At 58.9% G+C, this 15,633-nt stretch carries 18 protein-coding genes, 1 tRNA gene and 1 pseudogene; 15 read left to right on the forward strand and 5 right to left on the reverse strand.

The features are described from left to right. Positions 1 to 3 precede the first annotated feature (3 nt). Genes J3P82_RS09500 through J3P82_RS09515 form a run of 4 tightly spaced genes read left to right on the forward strand, consistent with a single transcriptional unit; the run spans position 4 to position 3,421 of the window. Positions 4 to 1,023, forward strand: coding sequence for a LacI family DNA-binding transcriptional regulator (locus J3P82_RS09500; protein WP_434562542.1), 1,020 nt, complete (start codon positions 4 to 6; stop codon positions 1,021 to 1,023). A gap of 23 nt (positions 1,024 to 1,046) precedes the next feature. Then, positions 1,047 to 1,961 carry a ribokinase gene (rbsK, locus tag J3P82_RS09505; RefSeq protein WP_434562544.1) on the forward strand — a complete coding sequence of 305 codons (915 nt, stop codon included), beginning with the start codon at positions 1,047 to 1,049 and terminating at the stop codon, positions 1,959 to 1,961. Further along, positions 1,958 to 2,362 (forward strand): D-ribose pyranase, encoded by a 405-nt coding sequence (gene rbsD, locus J3P82_RS09510; RefSeq protein ID WP_434562546.1) that lies wholly within the window; start codon positions 1,958 to 1,960, stop codon positions 2,360 to 2,362. The genes rbsK and rbsD overlap by 4 nt, the downstream gene beginning before the upstream one ends. A gap of 30 nt (positions 2,363 to 2,392) precedes the next feature. Beyond that, the gene (locus tag J3P82_RS09515; protein WP_434562548.1) at positions 2,393 to 3,421 is read left to right on the forward strand and encodes a nucleoside hydrolase; all 1,029 of its coding nucleotides are present in this window, start codon (positions 2,393 to 2,395) and stop codon (positions 3,419 to 3,421) included. A 44-nt stretch (positions 3,422 to 3,465) separates the two neighbouring features. Here J3P82_RS09515 and J3P82_RS09520 read toward each other — a convergent pair whose 3' ends face one another. Further along, on the reverse strand, positions 3,466 to 3,663 hold the full coding sequence (locus J3P82_RS09520; RefSeq protein ID WP_434562550.1) for a hypothetical protein: 198 nt from the start codon (positions 3,661 to 3,663) through the stop codon (positions 3,466 to 3,468). Between the two features lie 130 nt (positions 3,664 to 3,793). Between J3P82_RS09520 and J3P82_RS09525 the strand changes: the two genes are divergently transcribed. Beyond that, positions 3,794 to 4,099, forward strand: coding sequence for a hypothetical protein (locus J3P82_RS09525; RefSeq protein ID WP_434562552.1), 306 nt, complete (start codon positions 3,794 to 3,796; stop codon positions 4,097 to 4,099). A 162-nt stretch (positions 4,100 to 4,261) separates the two neighbouring features. Next, positions 4,262 to 4,576, forward strand: coding sequence for an I78 family peptidase inhibitor (locus tag J3P82_RS09530; protein ID WP_434562554.1), 315 nt, complete (start codon positions 4,262 to 4,264; stop codon positions 4,574 to 4,576). A gap of 65 nt (positions 4,577 to 4,641) precedes the next feature. Here J3P82_RS09530 and J3P82_RS09535 read toward each other — a convergent pair whose 3' ends face one another. Then, positions 4,642 to 4,854 carry a cold-shock protein gene (locus J3P82_RS09535; protein WP_047229330.1) on the reverse strand — a complete coding sequence of 71 codons (213 nt, stop codon included), beginning with the start codon at positions 4,852 to 4,854 and terminating at the stop codon, positions 4,642 to 4,644. Positions 4,855 to 5,143: 289 nt separating this feature from the next. Next, positions 5,144 to 5,446, reverse strand: coding sequence for a hypothetical protein (locus tag J3P82_RS09540; protein ID WP_434562555.1), 303 nt, complete (start codon positions 5,444 to 5,446; stop codon positions 5,144 to 5,146). A gap of 376 nt (positions 5,447 to 5,822) precedes the next feature. On the opposite strand from J3P82_RS09540, the gene thrS reads away from it, so the two are divergent. From thrS to J3P82_RS09585, 9 genes are all read left to right on the forward strand, one after another. Further along, the gene (thrS, locus tag J3P82_RS09545; protein WP_186609420.1) at positions 5,823 to 7,745 is read left to right on the forward strand and encodes a threonine--tRNA ligase; all 1,923 of its coding nucleotides are present in this window, start codon (positions 5,823 to 5,825) and stop codon (positions 7,743 to 7,745) included. Further along, complete coding sequence (gene infC / locus J3P82_RS09550; RefSeq protein ID WP_169432615.1) at positions 7,745 to 8,296, forward strand: translation initiation factor IF-3; 552 nt, start codon at positions 7,745 to 7,747, stop codon at positions 8,294 to 8,296. Before thrS ends, infC begins: the two co-directional genes overlap by 1 nt. A 60-nt stretch (positions 8,297 to 8,356) precedes the next feature. After that, the gene (gene rpmI, locus J3P82_RS09555) at positions 8,357 to 8,551 is read left to right on the forward strand and encodes a 50S ribosomal protein L35 (RefSeq protein ID WP_003442181.1); all 195 of its coding nucleotides are present in this window, start codon (positions 8,357 to 8,359) and stop codon (positions 8,549 to 8,551) included. A gap of 29 nt (positions 8,552 to 8,580) precedes the next feature. After that, positions 8,581 to 8,937, forward strand: a complete 357-nt coding sequence (gene rplT / locus J3P82_RS09560) for a 50S ribosomal protein L20 (RefSeq protein WP_002553161.1) — start codon at positions 8,581 to 8,583, stop codon at positions 8,935 to 8,937. A 109-nt stretch (positions 8,938 to 9,046) separates the two neighbouring features. After that, positions 9,047 to 10,063 (forward strand): phenylalanine--tRNA ligase subunit alpha, encoded by a 1,017-nt coding sequence (gene pheS / locus J3P82_RS09565; protein ID WP_030142134.1) that lies wholly within the window; start codon positions 9,047 to 9,049, stop codon positions 10,061 to 10,063. Between the two features lie 35 nt (positions 10,064 to 10,098). Beyond that, complete coding sequence (gene pheT, locus J3P82_RS09570) at positions 10,099 to 12,477, forward strand: phenylalanine--tRNA ligase subunit beta (protein ID WP_434562557.1); 2,379 nt, start codon at positions 10,099 to 10,101, stop codon at positions 12,475 to 12,477. A gap of 3 nt (positions 12,478 to 12,480) precedes the next feature. Further along, positions 12,481 to 12,783 (forward strand): integration host factor subunit alpha, encoded by a 303-nt coding sequence (gene ihfA / locus J3P82_RS09575; RefSeq protein ID WP_002553164.1) that lies wholly within the window; start codon positions 12,481 to 12,483, stop codon positions 12,781 to 12,783. Continuing rightward, positions 12,764 to 13,120 carry a MerR family transcriptional regulator gene (locus tag J3P82_RS09580; protein WP_003179985.1) on the forward strand — a complete coding sequence of 119 codons (357 nt, stop codon included), beginning with the start codon at positions 12,764 to 12,766 and terminating at the stop codon, positions 13,118 to 13,120. The genes ihfA and J3P82_RS09580 overlap by 20 nt, the downstream gene beginning before the upstream one ends. Before the next feature lie 90 nt (positions 13,121 to 13,210). Continuing rightward, a tRNA-Pro gene (locus J3P82_RS09585) sits at positions 13,211 to 13,287 on the forward strand. 100 nt (positions 13,288 to 13,387) lie between these two features. On the opposite strand, the gene J3P82_RS09590 is transcribed toward J3P82_RS09585, so the two are convergent. Beyond that, positions 13,388 to 15,391 carry a DKNYY domain-containing protein gene (locus tag J3P82_RS09590; protein WP_434562559.1) on the reverse strand — a complete coding sequence of 668 codons (2,004 nt, stop codon included), beginning with the start codon at positions 15,389 to 15,391 and terminating at the stop codon, positions 13,388 to 13,390. Positions 15,392 to 15,501: 110 nt separating this feature from the next. Continuing rightward, positions 15,502 to 15,624, reverse strand: a pseudogene (locus J3P82_RS09595) (NAD(P)-dependent oxidoreductase); the annotation flags it as partial. Positions 15,625 to 15,633: the final 9 nt, after the last annotated feature.

Raw genomic sequence — 15,633 nt, forward strand, 5'->3', positions numbered from 1 at the left:
GCCATGGCAACCATCAAGGATGTGGCGGCACTCGCGGGGATCTCCTACACGACCGTCTCTCACGTAGTGAACAAGACGCGGCCGGTCAGTGACGAGGTGCGGCGCAAGGTCGAGGCGGCGATCGAGCGGTTGGACTACGTGCCGAGTGCCGTGGCGCGCTCGCTCAAGGCCAAGACCACGGCAACCATCGGTCTGCTGGTGCCCAACAGCCTCAACCCGTACTTTGCCGAGCTGGCCCGAGGAATCGAGGACTACTGCGAGCGCAATGGCTATTGCGTGATCCTGTGCAACTCCGATGACAATCCGGACAAGCAGCGCAGCTATCTGCGGGTGCTGCTGGAAAAGCGTATCGATGGATTGATCGTGGCCTCGGCCGGAGGCGATGTCGGCCTCGCCGAGGGGCTGGCCAATGTGCGCACGCCCATGGTGATCGTCGACCGTGGGCTCGATGGCGTCGACGCCGACCTGGTGCGCATCGATCATGAGTACGGTGCGTACCTGGCGACCCAGCACCTGCTGGAACTGGGGCATCGCGACATTGCCTTTATCGGCGGTCCGGCGGATACCAGCGTGGCGCAAATGCGCCTGGCGGGTTACTGCCGTGCGTTGAAAGAGGCGGGGATCGAGTTGCCTGTCGAGCGCATGCTTGAAAGCGATTTCACCAGCACCGGTGGCTACCGTGCCGCGGCCCAGTTGCTTGAACGCCGGCCGCCCAGCGCGATTTTCGCGGCCAACGACATGATCGGCATCGGTGCGCTGCGTGCCGCCGCCGAGCGTAATGTGCGGGTGCCCAGCGAACTGTCGATCATCGGCTTCGATGACATCCAGATGAGCCGTTATGTCTACCCGGCGTTGACCACGGTGGGGCAGTCGATCCTGCAGCTAGGGGAGATGGCGGCCGAAGTGCTGTTGCTGCGTATCGCGACACCGAGCCTTGCCACGGACCAGCGGATCGTCACACCGAGCATTGTCTTGCGAGAATCGACTGCACCGTTGTCGGGTACATTCGCCCAATACCGCTGAACCGAATTGATGAGTAATGATGTATGCCAGCAAAAGTAGTGGTAATAGGCAGCCTGAACATGGACTTGGTGACCCGGGCGCCGCGTCTGCCTCGTGGTGGTGAAACGCTGATCGGAGTATCTTTTTCCACCATCCCGGGTGGCAAGGGCGCCAACCAGGCGGTGGCCGCCGCGCGCCTGGGGGCGCACGTGTCCATGGTCGGTTGCGTGGGCGGCGATGCCTATGGCGAGCAATTGCGCGGCGCGCTGTTGGCCGAAGGCATTGATTGCCAGGCCGTCCGCGTGGTGGAGGGTTCCAGCGGCGTTGCGCTGATCGTGGTCGATGACAACAGCCAGAATGCGATTGTTATCGTCGCCGGCGCCAACGGTGCGCTTACCGCCGAAGTCCTGGACAGTGTCGACGAAGTGCTGCAACGCGCCGACGTGGTCATTTGCCAGCTCGAAGTGCCGGATGCCACGGTGGGCCACGCCCTCAAGCGTGCCCGTGAGTTGGGTAAAATCGTCATCCTCAACCCCGCGCCTGCTTCCCATACATTGCCGGCCGACTGGTACGCCTGCGTCGACTACCTGATTCCCAACGAAAGCGAGGCCGCGGTGCTGAGCGGACTGGCGGTGGATTCCCTGGAAACCGCCGAAGCCGCCGCGACACAGTTGATCGCCGCCGGTGCCCGCAAGGTGATCGTGACCCTGGGCGCCCAAGGATTGATGTTCGCCAACGGTTCAAGCTTCGAACACTTCCCCGCGCCGCGGGTCAAGGCGGTTGATACCACGGCGGCGGGCGATACGTTTGTCGGTGGGTTTGCGGCTGCCCTGGCCAGCGGCAAGAATGAGATCGAGGCCATTCGTTTCGGCCAGGTCGCCGCTGCGTTGTCGGTCACCCGCGCTGGCGCGCAACCCTCCATCCCTTCACTGCAAGAAGTACAGGCGTTCGAATCATGAAAAAGACTCCGTTGCTGAACATCGCCTTGTCGCGACTGATCGCCTCCCTCGGTCATGGCGACAAAGTGGTCATCGGTGATGCCGGCCTGCCCGTGCCGACAGGGGTCGAATTGATCGACCTGGCGCTGACCCATGGCGTCCCAGACTTCGTCAGTACCTTGAAAGTAGTGCTCAGCGAAATGCAGGTCGAGAGCCATGTGCTGGCTGAGGAGATCTTTGATAAACAACCCTCGGCCCTGGCCACGCTGGAGGCGCTGCATGCCGAAGGCGCGTTGGGCGCACGGGAACGGGTCCGCCACGAGCAGTTCAAGATCCTTAGCCGACAGGCGCGGGCGATTATTCGTACGGGAGAATGTTCTCCATACTGCAACGTGGTGCTGGTCGCCGGCGTCACGTTCTAAGTTTCATCCACCCTGCACAAGGAGTGCGCCATGCACCGCTATGCTCACAAAATGCATCAACTGTTGCGGAGTCTGCTGCTTTTGTCATTGATCACGGCTACAAGCGCCCAGGCGGCGGAAAAAATCGATCTGATCATCGATACCGATCCTGGCGCCGACGACGTCGTTGCGTTGCTGTTTGCCCTGGCGTCTCCCGAAGAGCTGCATATTCGCGCCCTGACCACGGTGGCGGGCAACGTGCGGCTGGACAAGACTTCCCGCAACGCGCGCCTGGCCCGGGAATGGGCGGGGCGCGAGGACGTCCCGGTCTATGCGGGCGCGCCCAAGCCGATGATGCGCACGCCCATCTATGCGGAAAACATCCACGGTAAGGAAGGCCTGTCCGGCGTGACCGTGCATGAGCCGAAGATGGGACTGGCCCAGGGCAACGCGGTCAATTACCTGATCGATACCCTCAAGGCCGCCAAGCCGCACAGCATCACCATCGCCATGCTCGGTCCGCAAACGAACCTGGCCCTGGCGTTGATCCAGGAGCCGGACATCGTCCAGGGCATCAAGGAAGTGGTGATCATGGGCGGTGCGCATTTCAATGGCGGCAACATCACCCCGGTGGCCGAATTCAACCTGTACGCCGATCCCCAGGCGGCGGAAGTGGTCGCCAAGAGTGGCCTGAAGCTGACCTATCTGCCGTTGGACGTGACCCACAAGATACTCACCAGCGAAGCGCGCCTGAAGCAGATCGCCGCGCTGAACAACACCGCCAGCAAGTTGGTCGGCGATATCCTCAACGAGTACGTGAAGGGCGACATGGAACACTACGGCATGACAGGCGGGCCGGTGCATGACGCGACGGTGATTGCCTACCTGCTGAAGCCGCAATTGTTTACCGGCCGCTCGGTCAACCTGGTGGTGGATAGCCGTGAAGGTCCGACTTTCGGGCAAACCGTGGTCGACTGGTATGACGGCTTGAAGGCACCCAAGAATGCTTTCTGGGTGAAGGAGGGCGATGCCCAGGGTTTCTTCGACTTGTTGACCGAGCGATTGGCGCGTCTCAAGTAGCCGATCTCGGGGTGGGCCCGCAGGCTTGCGCCTGCGGGGGAGCCTCAGTCGATCTCTTCAATGACGCTCGGGTAGCGTTCGAACGCCTGCTGGACAAAATCCTGCGCGGCTTGTGTTCCCAGCTCCTTCACCAGCAGCTCGATGCCGATGATCGCCAACTCTTCCGGGCTGCCCGGGCTGTATGAACTGTGGCCCTGCGCCCATTTGGCATTGATGGTGGCTTCGATGCTGACGGTGCTCATGTCGGGGCTCGCAGGGTTGTGAGGTCTGTAGGCTGAGTTAACCATTTTTGCATCGGATTTGGCAGTGCGACTTAGGCATCAGGAGGGCGCTGTGCGACACTTGTCTTTTGATTTTTCCGGGAGCCCAGCCGTGCAGATCGACCTGAATGATCCTGATGGGCTGACAATTGAAGCGGTTCGGCAATTGTTGGCTTCAGCCAGTGACGACGAGCACACCCAGCTACGTGTGACCAAGGGTGGAATCGCCTATCTTTCATCGGGCGTCGTGGGTGGCGCCGACATCGACGGGTTGCTGTTTCGGCTGGAAACCTGGGCGAAGGAGGCCGGATATGTCGGAAGGGTCGCGGCCAGCGATGAGGTCTGGGTCACGCAGATCTACAACGCACTTAAGGAAAACTGGCCGAAGCCACCTTTCGATTACATCGACATCTACTGAGCGCATTCATATTCAGTCACGATTGAGTCATGAACAGAACAGGGGGCTCAGGCAAACTGCCGATTTTGCGAGTGAGGGCATGATGATGGCCTTGGTGTTGAAACCAAGTTTCGTCCGGGTTGTCGCACGCTCTCTGGTTAATTCATCCAAATAGGAGGCTTCATGCCTTGGAAGCTTGCGTCATTGAGTACTTTGCTGGCCGCTGCGCTCTTGAGCGGTTGCAGCAGCACCTCTGAATCGACCCCTGAGCCTGTGGCGTCCGGCACCAGCGACAGCCGCTGTGCAGCAAAGGCAGCCGAGTTCGCAATCGGCAAGCAGGCTTCGCCCCAATTGCTGGAGCAGGCACGGACCAGTGCCGGCGCGCAGTATGCGCGTATCCTCAAGCCCAATGACATGGTCACGCTTGAGTACCGCTCCGATCGCCTGAACCTCAATACCGATGCCGGCCTGGTGGTCAATCGAGTGAGCTGCGGCTGAGCGGTTTTCAATAGACCATAAAAAACCCCGTCACATGGACGGGGTTTTTTTAGCGCACCGAGAAATTACTCTGGGCGAACTTGTGCAGCTTGCATACCCTTTTGGCCTTTCTCAGCCACGAAGGAAACGGTCTGGCCTTCTTTCAGGCTTTTGAAACCGTCGCTTTCGATAGCTTTGAAGTGTACGAACAGGTCGTCACCGCCACCTGTAGGAGTGATGAAGCCGAAGCCTTTTTCATCGTTGAACCATTTAACGGTGCCGGTTTGGCGATTAGACATGGTGTATCTCCAAGAAACATATATTTTCAGTGTACTGTGCTGCTCAGGCCAACTGGGCACACCGGGGTATCATAGTCGAAATGTTCGATTTGGGAGCCCCCCGCAGGCGCTGTTTGCCAATCAGTCGTGTTTTCTTTACCACCTGATCCGCCTGAAAGGCCCGGTTTCAAAGGCTTTCAGTCGAACGTAAAGACGATAAAAAAAGCTGTAAAACCTGTAGAAATCGTAGAAAAAGGCGGTTATTCAACCCTTTTTATCGATGCCGAGCCGAACCCAGGCGCTCGATGACTCATTTTTTTGCCGGAGGGTTGGCCTTGCATTTGGCGATCTGGCCGAGCGCTTTCTGCTGCAATTCGGGGCTGGCCTTATTGTCCATCAGTGCCTGGATATCACTCGCCGGATAGGATTTGATCGCATCGGCGCCACAAGCACAGTGGGCCTTGGCTGCGGCCGCGCCAATCTGTGGGGTCGCCGCTTGAGTGCACTGGGCCATGTATTTTTCACGCTCACCCTTGGGCCAGTCGGCGTGGGCACTTAGCGGAAGCAGCAGGGCGAGGGGGGCGACTACTGCCAATAGGGTATTCAGACGCATGCGGGGATGCTCCATTCTGGGGTCTATGTCTTGTTATCTGAGGCGCTGCAGACGCTTCGGTTCAGCACTCTGGCATAAAAATCGTTAGTTTACGCCGGCTTCAATCCAGACGCGGCGATGACCGTTCATCTGTGCTAGCATGCCGGGCTCGGGTATTTTTCAGGCTCCGCAGGACGACAGGTCCCGGTGGCGGTAAATGTTCGATTAACCCTGATTTGAATCCCAGTCACTCTGGTTCGGTTTTCCCGGTTGGCCGCAAGGCTCCTGCCGCTGTAAGGCAGGCGTTCGTCAGTGAATGGCCTGGACTGGATCTTGTACTGGCTCATCCCAACCCACGTGACCTTTGGTAGGGGTCACCACTAGGAGAGGAGGCGCCATGCCAACTATTACTCTTCCCGACGGCAGTCAACGTTCGTTCGATCATCCGGTTTCCGTTGCCGAGGTCGCCGCATCCATTGGTGCTGGCCTGGCCAAGGCCACCCTGGCCGGCAAGGTCAACGGCAAGCTGGTCGATGCCAGCGACGTCATCGACAGCGATGCCACGCTGCAAATCATTACGCCCAAGGATGCAGAGGGGCTGGAGATCATTCGCCACTCTTGCGCGCACCTGGTCGGTCATGCGGTCAAGCAGCTGTACCCGAGCGCGAAGATGGTCATCGGGCCGGTCATCGACGAAGGCTTCTATTACGACATCGCCTTCGAGCGTCCTTTTACCCCGGACGACATGGCCGCCATCGAACAGCGCATGCAGCAGCTGATCGAGAAAGACTACGACGTCATCAAGAAAGTCACCCCGCGTGCTGAAGTCATCGAAGTCTTCAAGGCCCGTGGCGAGGACTACAAGTTGCGTCTGGTGGAAGACATGCCGGACGAGCAGGCCATGGGTCTGTACTACCACGAAGAATACGTCGACATGTGCCGTGGCCCGCACGTGCCGAACACGCGTTTTCTGAAATCCTTCAAGCTGACCAAGCTGTCCGGCGCCTACTGGCGTGGCGATGCGAAGAACGAGCAGCTGCAGCGCGTCTACGGCACGGCCTGGGCCGACAAGAAGCAGCTGGCGGCCTACATCCAGCGCATCGAGGAAGCCGAAAAACGCGATCACCGCAAGATCGGCAAGCGGCTGGGCCTGTTCCACACCCAGGAAGAGTCCCCGGGGATGGTGTTCTGGCACCCGAACGGCTGGACCCTGTACCAGGTGCTCGAGCAGTACATGCGCCAGGTCCAGCGTGAGAACGGCTACCTTGAGATCAAGACGCCGCAGGTGGTCGACCGCAGCCTGTGGGAGAAATCCGGGCACTGGGCCAACTACGCCGACAACATGTTCACCACCCAGTCGGAAAACCGCGACTACGCTATCAAGCCAATGAACTGCCCTTGCCATGTGCAGGTGTTCAACCAAGGCCTGAAAAGCTACCGCGAGCTGCCGATGCGCCTGGCCGAGTTCGGTGCTTGCCACCGCAACGAGCCGTCGGGTGCCCTGCACGGCATCATGCGTGTACGTGCATTCACTCAGGACGACGCACACATTTTCTGCACCGAAGAGCAGATGCAGGCCGAATCTGCTGCCTTCATCAAGCTGACCATGGACGTCTATCGAGACTTCGGCTTCACCGAAGTAGAGATGAAGCTGTCCACTCGTCCGGAAAAGCGCGTTGGCTCCGACGAGCTGTGGGATCGCGCCGAAGCGGCCCTGGCCGCCGCCCTCGATAGCGCGGGCCTTGCGTACGATCTGCAACCGGGCGAGGGGGCTTTCTACGGTCCAAAGATTGAATTCTCGCTGAAAGATTGCCTTGGTCGCGTCTGGCAGTGTGGTACCCTGCAGCTCGATTTTAACCTGCCGATCCGTCTGGGCGCCGAATACGTGTCCGAAGACAACAGCCGCAAGCACCCGGTCATGCTTCACCGTGCGATTCTCGGTTCCTTCGAGCGTTTCGTCGGGATCCTGATCGAACACTACGAGGGCGCGTTCCCCGCGTGGCTGGCGCCGACCCAGGCAGTGATCATGAATATCACTGATAAACAGGCAGATTTTGCCGCTGAAGTCGAAAAAACTCTCAACCAAAGCGGATTTCGTGCCAAGTCCGACTTGAGAAATGAAAAGATCGGCTTTAAAATCCGCGAGCATACTTTGCTCAAGGTTCCCTTTCTCTTGGTTATCGGAGATCGGGAGGTCGAGATGCAGACTGTCGCTGTGCGTACTCGTGAAGGTGCTGACCTGGGCTCGATGCCCGTCGCCGAATTCGCTGAGTTTCTCGCGCAAGCGGTTTCCCGGCGTGGTCGCCCAGATTCGGAGTAATTATTATTAAGCGTGAAATGAGACAAGATAAACGAGCTGCACCGAAAGCCCCGATCAACGAGAATATCTCGGCACGCGAGGTTCGGTTAATTGGCGCTGATGGCGAGCAGATTGGCATCGTCTCGATTGATGAAGCGCTTCGTATTGCTGAAGAAGCCAAGCTTGATCTGGTAGAAATTTCCGCAGACGCAGTCCCGCCTGTTTGCCGGGTGATGGACTACGGCAAGTCGATCTTCGAAAAGAAGAAGCAGATTGCCGCGGCAAAGAAAAACCAGAAGCAGATTCAGGTAAAAGAAATCAAGTTTCGTCCAGGGACGGAGGAAGGGGATTACCAGGTAAAACTGCGCAACCTGGTACGTTTCCTGAGTGATGGGGACAGGGCCAAGGTATCCTTGCGATTCCGCGGCCGTGAGATGGCCCACCAGGAGCTGGGGATGGAACTCCTCAAGCGGGTTGAACAAGACCTGCTCGAGTACGGTTCGGTCGAACAGCATCCTAAGATGGAAGGACGCCAGCTGATCATGGTCATCGCCCCGAAAAAGAAGAAATAATCAACAGGGCACGGCAGGCCTTCTGATTATGTTTATCAACTGAATGCGGAGTATCCGAACATGCCAAAGATGAAAACGAAAAGTGGTGCTGCTAAGCGGTTTCTGAAAACTGCTAACGGTATCAAGCATAAACACGCTTTCAAGAGCCACATCCTGACCAAAATGTCGACCAAGCGTAAGCGTCAGCTGCGCGGTAGCAGCTTGCTGCACCCGTCCGACGTTGCAAAAGTCAAGCGTATGCTGCGCCTTTGCTAATTTTTGGTTAAGAATAGAGGAAGTAACTCATGGCTCGTGTAAAGCGTGGCGTCATTGCCCGTAAGCGTCACAAAAAAATTCTGAAACTTGCTAAAGGCTACTACGGCGCGCGTTCCCGCGTATTCCGTGTTGCCAAGCAAGCGGTAATCAAGGCAGGCCAATACGCCTACCGTGACCGTCGTCAGAAAAAACGTCAGTTCCGCGCTCTGTGGATCGCTCGTATCAACGCTGGTGCTCGTGTTAACGGTCTGTCCTACAGCCGTTTCATCGCTGGCCTGAAAAAAGCGTCCATCGAGATCGACCGTAAGGTTCTGGCTGATCTGGCAGTGAACGAAAAAGCGGCGTTTGCTGCGATTGTCGAGAAAGCTAAAGCCACCTTGGCTTAAGTACCCCCGGCAGTCACCCGGGCTCACCTCTGTGGGTCCAGGTGCCAAACGTCATAAATAGGGGAAGAGCCTTAAAGCTCTTCCCCTATTTTGTATCTGGAGTCTGTACATGGAAAACCTGGACGCGCTGGTCGCTCAAGCACTAGAGGCTGTGCAAAGCGCTGAAGATATCAATGCCCTGGAGCAAATCCGGGTTCACTACCTTGGCAAGAAAGGCGAGTTGACTCAGGTGATGAAGACCCTGGGGAACCTGCCGGCCGAAGAGCGTCCGCAGGTCGGTGCGCTGATCAACGTCGCCAAGGAACGTGTCACAGAGGTTCTCAATGCACGCAAGGCGCTGTTCGAGGAGGCCGGTCTGGCCGCCAAGCTCGCCGCTGAATCCATTGACGTGACCCTGCCTGGCCGTGGCCAGACTTCCGGTGGCCTGCATCCGGTGACCCGGACCCTGGAACGCATCGAGCAATTCTTCACCCACATTGGCTACGGCATCGCCGAAGGCCCTGAGGTCGAAGACGATTATCACAACTTCGAGGCGCTCAACATCCCAGGCCATCACCCGGCCCGGTCGATGCACGACACCTTCTATTTCAACGCGAACATGCTGTTGCGCACCCATACCTCGCCGGTACAGGTCCGCACCATGGAATCGCAGCAGCCTCCGATCCGCATCGTCTGCCCAGGCCGTGTGTACCGCAGCGACTCCGATATCACCCACTCACCGATGTTCCACCAGGTCGAAGGCCTGCTGGTGGATCGCGACATCAATTTCGCCGACCTGAAAGGCACCATCGAGGAATTCCTGCGGGTGTTCTTCGAGAAAGAGCTGGCCGTGCGTTTCCGCCCTTCATACTTCCCATTCACCGAGCCATCGGCAGAAGTCGATATGGAATGCGTAATGTGCAGCGGCAAAGGTTGCCGTGTCTGCAAGCAGACTGGCTGGCTGGAAGTCATGGGCTGCGGCATGGTTCATCCCAACGTGCTGCGCATGTCCGGGATCGATCCGGAAGAATTCTCGGGCTTTGCCTTCGGCATGGGCGTAGAGCGCCTGGCCATGCTGCGTTACGGTGTGAATGACTTGCGCCTGTTCTTCGACAACGACTTGCGGTTCCTTGCGCAATTTCGCTAGGTCGCAACCCGTAACGAAACTATTAGGAGAGCAGGATGAAATTCAGTGAACAGTGGCTGCGCGGCTGGGTAAGCCCGCAGGTAAGCCAGGACGAGCTGGTTGCTCGCCTGTCGATGGCCGGTCTTGAGGTCGATAGCGTGACGTCGGCCGCCGGTGCATTCAACGGTGTGGTCGTGGGCGAGGTGCTGAGCACCGAGCAGCACCCTGACGCTGACAAGCTGCGGGTTTGCCAGGTCAGCAACGGCGCGCAAACGTTCCAGGTGGTTTGTGGTGCGCCAAACGTGCGCCCCGGCTTGAAAATTCCGTTCGCCATGATCGGTGCCGAACTGCCGGGCGACTTCAAGATCAAGAAAGCCAAGCTGCGCGGCGTCGAGTCCAACGGCATGTTGTGCTCCCAGGCTGAACTGCAGGTTGGCGAAGGCAATGATGGCTTGATGGAGCTTCCGGCCGATGCGCCGGTAGGCCAGGACATCCGCCAGTATCTGGGCCTGGACGATGCGAGCATCGAGGTCGACTTGACGCCGAACCGTGGCGACTGCCTGTCGGTGGCCGGCCTGGCCCGTGAAGTCGGCGCCTTGTATGCCGCGCCTGTCACGCGTCCCGTGGTCGCGCCGGTCCCCGCGGTGCATGACGAAGTGCGTCCGGTCGACGTACTGGCGCCCGCGGCCTGTCCGCGCTACCTGGGTCGCGTGATCCGTAACGTCGACCTGTCCAAGCCGACGCCGCTGTGGATGATCGAGCGCCTGCGTCGCTCCGATGTGCGCAGCATCGACGCGGCTGTCGACATCACCAACTACGTGATGCTTGAGCTGGGCCAACCGCTGCACGCCTTCGATCTTGCCGAAATCAACGGCGGTATTCGCGTGCGCATGGCCGACGAAGGCGAGAAGCTGGTGCTGCTCGACGGCCAGGAAGTGACCTTGCGCAGCGATACGCTGGTGATTGCCGACCATACCCGCGCCCTGGCGATTGCCGGCGTGATGGGGGGCGAGCACAGCGGCGTCTCCACGACCACTCGCGACGTATTCCTTGAAAGCGCCTTCTTCGACCAGATCGCCGTTGCTGGCAAGGCTCGCTCGTACGGCCTGCACACCGATGCCTCGCACCGTTACGAGCGTGGCGTGGACTGGCAGCTCGCCCGTGAAGCCATGGAGCGCGCCACTGGCCTGCTGCTGGAAATCACCGGTGGCGAAGCCGGCCCGATCATCGAGGCCGTCAGCGAACAGCACCTGCCCAAGATTGCACCGGTCACCCTGCGTGCCCAGCGCATCACCCAGATGCTGGGCATGGCAATGGACCCGGCTGAAGTCGAGCGCCTGCTCAGTGCCCTGGGCCTGACCATCCGCGCGGACGGGGAAGGGCAGTGGCGCGTCGAAGTGCCAAGTCATCGTTTCGATATCAGCCTGGAAGTCGACCTGATCGAGGAGCTGGCTCGCCTGTACGGCTACAACCGCCTGCCGGTTCGCTATCCGCAAGCCCGCCTGGCTCCGCAAGCCAAGGCTGAGGCCCGTAGCGACCTGCCGGAGCTGCGTCGCCTGCTGGTGGCCCGTGGGTATCAGGAAGCGATCACCTACAGCTTCATCGATCCACGCCAGTTCGAGCTGTTCAATCCGGGCGTCGCGCCGCTGTTGTTGGCAAACCCGATTTCCAACGACATGGCGGCTATGCGCTCATCCCTTTGGCCAGGCCTGGTCAAGTCGCTGCAGCACAACCTGAATCGACAGCAGGATCGCGTACGCCTGTTCGAAAGCGGCCTGCGCTTCGTGGGTCAGCTGGACGGCCTGAAGCAAGAGCCGATGCTCGCCGGTGTGGTCTGTGGCAGCCGCCTGCCGGAAGGCTGGGCGCAAGGTCGCGATGTCGTGGACTTCTTCGACATCAAGGCCGACGTGGAAGCAGTGCTGGGCTTCGCCGGCGCGCTCCACGCGTTCACTTTCGTACCGGGCAAGCATCCGGCGCTGCACCCTGGGCAAACCGCGCGCATCGAGCGGGACGGGCGTGAAGTTGGCTACGTCGGTGCCATTCACCCTGAACTGTCAAAAACCCTGGGCCTGGATCGTCCGGTCTTTGTTTTCGAGCTGGTCCTGGCCGAAGTCGCCCAAGGAAAAATGCCGAAATTCCAAGAGTTATCGCGCTTTCCTGAAGTGCGTCGTGACCTGGCCCTGGTGGCTGATGTCGGTGTCGCGTCCAGCGCTGTGTTGGCGGTAATTCGTGAAAATGCAGGCGACTGGCTAACGGACCTCAGGCTATTTGACGTGTATCAGGGTAAAGGTATTGATCCGCATAGAAAAAGCCTTGCAGTCGGCTTGACCTGGCAGCATCCATCGCGCACTCTTAACGACGATGAGGTGAATACCGCAACGCAGAATATCCTCACCTCGCTCGAAAACAGGTTGAACGCCACGTTAAGGAAGTGACGTATGGGGGCTCTGACGAAAGCTGAGATGGCGGAACGTCTGTATGAGGAGTTGGGCCTGAATAAACGGGAGGCCAAAGAATTGGTCGAACTGTTTTTCGAAGAAATCAGGCACGCTCTCGAAGACAACGAACAGGTCAAATTGTCCGGTTTCGGCAATTTTGACCTCCGGGACAAACGTCAGCGGCCTGGCCGCAATCCGAAAACGGGAGAAGAAATCCCGATCACGGCTCGCCGTGTGGTCACCTTTCGTCCAGGGCAGAAGTTGAAGGCCCGAGTTGAGGCTTATGCTGGAACCAAGTCATAACGACGAACTACCCGTCATCCCGGGCAAACGCTACTTCACCATTGGTGAAGTCAGCGAGCTGTGTGCGGTAAAACCGCACGTGCTGCGCTATTGGGAGCAGGAGTTTCCTCAACTCAACCCGGTCAAGCGCCGCGGAAACCGCCGGTATTATCAGCGACAAGACGTACTGATGATCCGGCAGATCCGCGCGCTGCTGTATGACCAGGGGTTCACCATTGGCGGCGCACGCCTGCGCCTTTCCGGTGATGAAGCCAAAGACGATACAACCCAGTACAAACAAATGATCCGCCAGATGATCGCCGAGCTCGAAGACGTGCTGGTGGTGCTCAAGAAATAAATTTCTGCTTTTAAATACTTCCAGTTTTCAAAAGCTTGCGATATATTCCTGAGCGTTCCGTTGAGAAGCGGAACAAGATTCACGCCTAGTCGGGGCGTAGCGCAGTCCGGTAGCGCACTAGCATGGGGTGCTAGGGGTCGAGTGTTCGAATCACTCCGTCCCGACCATATTTTTCAATGACTTAGGCCAATGTTCACAGCATTGGCCTTTTTCATGGGCGTGACTTTTGCGGGACTATGCTTTTCATTGTTGAACCTGCCTGGGCCACTACCCCAGCGTTTCCCGATACTGCGCTTCATCGACTTCAGTCAAGGTCGCATAGCCGTCGTAGTGGTAGATTCGATACTTGTCCCGGGCATAACGGTCGGTCAGGAATTCCAGAGTGGCCAGGTCGATACGCTTGGCGCTCAGTGGGCGTCGGTGGCAGAACAACTTGCGCGTGCCCAGTTGCAGGAAGTCGGGATGCGGTACGCGGACTTCATCGGGATCGAATGCCACATCCAGCGGCTTGCCTTCCGAGAGGATCAGATCAGGGCTGATGGCATAGGTGCCTAAAAAACGGGTATCGCAAGGACGTAGCTTTTTCTTCGCCTCGCCGTAGTAATACACCAAGTCCCGGTCCTTGGCCCAGCCGTGCCCGCAGGACTCGAAAGTAGCGACTTGCGCCTTACGAATCGGTTCGGGGGGCTGATAAAAAACCCGGTGGCAGAACACGGTTTTTCCGTCCGTCAGGTAGGGCCCGCCGAGTGAGCGGAAGTGCTCCACCGGTTCCTGGGAAAACCGCTCGGGCACTTCCGTTTGCGCATTATGGAACGGGATCAGATACAAGCCTTGGACATCGCCGCACAGGTGCGTGTCGAGCAATTTGAAACTTGCCGCGTCCAGTCCGTTGATAACGCGCCCGTGGAAATAGACCTGGCGGCCCCGTTCAAAACCGAGACCGATGGCCTCTAGCGGCAGCGTATCTGCCTGTATTTGCGGTTCTTCAGGCTGCGCCTGCAAGCGGTGCCACCAGTAACCTTTGAGCTGCGGATGGGCCTCGAAGTAGGGCGCCCATTCCTGCTGCATCGCTGCGTCGATGATTCCGCCAGAGCCCAGCGGGCCATGCTTGTCACCCGCCAGCACCGGCGAGTGATCCTGCTCATCGCGGTAGAGCTGGGTCACGACGAAGCTTTCCAGCTCGACATCCAGGCGTTTCTGGTGTCGGTAGACGTGCCGGTGGTCACAGTAATAATCGAACCCCAAGTGTCGAAAACTCGGGCCATGGGCGTCACGCAAGCGCGTGCCGGCGGCGTAGACGTACAGGTCGTCCACGGCAAAATACTCATCCTCGTATTCGCTGGCGCCGACCACGCGGCCGCCCTCATCGAACGTTGGCTGGCAGCACTTGAGCAGGTGGAAATCGCCAACGTAGCGAATGCTCTTGCCGGTCAGGTAATAGGCGCGGTGCCGGTCCTTGGCGTAGCGTTCGTTGAGCACAGAGAAGGTGGCCAAGTCGGCATTGTCGATGCGGTAGAAGTATTCATAGGAAATGCTCGAGCCTTGCTGCGCTTGGACGATGATCGATTGTCCATCGGTTCCCCAGCGTTGGGCGAGCATTCGGAAGTCGTCAGGGTTTCTGATTGGCAGCGGCGTGCCGTCTTTCTGGTGCAGGGGTTTGTAACCCTTGTAGACCTGATCGTCGATCACTCGGTAGGACGGGTGATTGCAATACCGCACCCGCGTCGTGGCGCTGGCGATGAATTGTCCCTGCAGAAAGATATTCACCCCGTCGCTGAACAGGGCAGAAGCTGAAGTCACCGAGGCTGGCGACGATGCCAACAGGGCCAGGCTTTCGGACCGTGCCTCCGGGACTTGGGTGATCGCGTACTCGCCGAACCAATAGGCGCCGGTTTCGTCACGCCAGTACTGATAGCCGAGGCTTTCCAGGCCCTTGTCGAACTGAAACGCCAACGTTTGGAGCGCATGGTAGCCGTGGCGTTCACGGTAGGCTGGGAGCAGGTAGTAATCGCGCAGCGCATTGCGCAAGACCCAAGGGTTGCGGCGGTGCCGCCAGACCGGCTGGCCGGCCAGCAAGGGCGAGGGCGGATAATGTCCATCATTGGCGCATCGCGCCAACTCGCCTGGGTGTGCGCCTTCAAGATTGAGCATGATGTACACGTCGGGCACTTGCCCGTCGCCCAGCAGCACGCCGTCCATGAACGCGAAGCCTTGGTGCCATTCAAGATCCAGCAGCTCCCAGTCAGCGAAGGGTGCCTCGATGCCTGTCATATCGTTGGGGCCTGAACGCCGTGAGTATTGGCTCGAGAACTAACATTTTTGCGGCGATCTCGCCAGCTTGGCCATCCAATCATTTGCCGCCCCTTTGCATAGTCGACCTATTCATTGGGGCTGCCGAGGCGCGCCGATGCCGAAGAGATGTTGATCACCACGCCGCCCGGACCGTTGTGCCGATAGGACATGCGCTTCACCGCCTGCTGGGCGCAGAGAATCGGGCAAATGGAGGGCAGTTG

It is taken from the genome of Pseudomonas sp. Z4-20 (assembly GCF_051131955.1).
Classification (GTDB): Bacteria; Pseudomonadota; Gammaproteobacteria; order Pseudomonadales; family Pseudomonadaceae; genus Aquipseudomonas; species Aquipseudomonas marvdashtae.

What these genes read in the sequence shown, in the direction of transcription:
- pheS (WP_030142134.1), top strand. Translation starts at nt 9,047, where the DNA reads ATGGAAAACCTGGACGCGCTGGTCGCTCAAGCACTAGAGGCTGTGCAA.
- J3P82_RS09530 (WP_434562554.1), top strand. Translation starts at nt 4,262, where the DNA reads ATGCCTTGGAAGCTTGCGTCATTGAGTACTTTGCTGGCCGCTGCGCTC.
- J3P82_RS09515 (WP_434562548.1), top strand. Translation starts at nt 2,393, where the DNA reads ATGCACCGCTATGCTCACAAAATGCATCAACTGTTGCGGAGTCTGCTG.
- J3P82_RS09500 (WP_434562542.1), top strand. Translation starts at nt 4, where the DNA reads ATGGCAACCATCAAGGATGTGGCGGCACTCGCGGGGATCTCCTACACG.
- J3P82_RS09520 (WP_434562550.1), bottom strand. Translation starts at nt 3,663, where the DNA reads ATGAGCACCGTCAGCATCGAAGCCACCATCAATGCCAAATGGGCGCAG.
- pheT (WP_434562557.1), top strand. Translation starts at nt 10,099, where the DNA reads ATGAAATTCAGTGAACAGTGGCTGCGCGGCTGGGTAAGCCCGCAGGTA.
- ihfA (WP_002553164.1), top strand. Translation starts at nt 12,481, where the DNA reads ATGGGGGCTCTGACGAAAGCTGAGATGGCGGAACGTCTGTATGAGGAG.
- rpmI (WP_003442181.1), top strand. Translation starts at nt 8,357, where the DNA reads ATGCCAAAGATGAAAACGAAAAGTGGTGCTGCTAAGCGGTTTCTGAAA.
- rbsK (WP_434562544.1), top strand. Translation starts at nt 1,047, where the DNA reads ATGCCAGCAAAAGTAGTGGTAATAGGCAGCCTGAACATGGACTTGGTG.
- J3P82_RS09540 (WP_434562555.1), bottom strand. Translation starts at nt 5,446, where the DNA reads ATGCGTCTGAATACCCTATTGGCAGTAGTCGCCCCCCTCGCCCTGCTG.
- J3P82_RS09590 (WP_434562559.1), bottom strand. Translation starts at nt 15,391, where the DNA reads ATGACAGGCATCGAGGCACCCTTCGCTGACTGGGAGCTGCTGGATCTT.
- thrS (WP_186609420.1), top strand. Translation starts at nt 5,823, where the DNA reads ATGCCAACTATTACTCTTCCCGACGGCAGTCAACGTTCGTTCGATCAT.
- J3P82_RS09535 (WP_047229330.1), bottom strand. Translation starts at nt 4,854, where the DNA reads ATGTCTAATCGCCAAACCGGCACCGTTAAATGGTTCAACGATGAAAAA.
- rbsD (WP_434562546.1), top strand. Translation starts at nt 1,958, where the DNA reads ATGAAAAAGACTCCGTTGCTGAACATCGCCTTGTCGCGACTGATCGCC.
- J3P82_RS09580 (WP_003179985.1), top strand. Translation starts at nt 12,764, where the DNA reads ATGCTGGAACCAAGTCATAACGACGAACTACCCGTCATCCCGGGCAAA.
- rplT (WP_002553161.1), top strand. Translation starts at nt 8,581, where the DNA reads ATGGCTCGTGTAAAGCGTGGCGTCATTGCCCGTAAGCGTCACAAAAAA.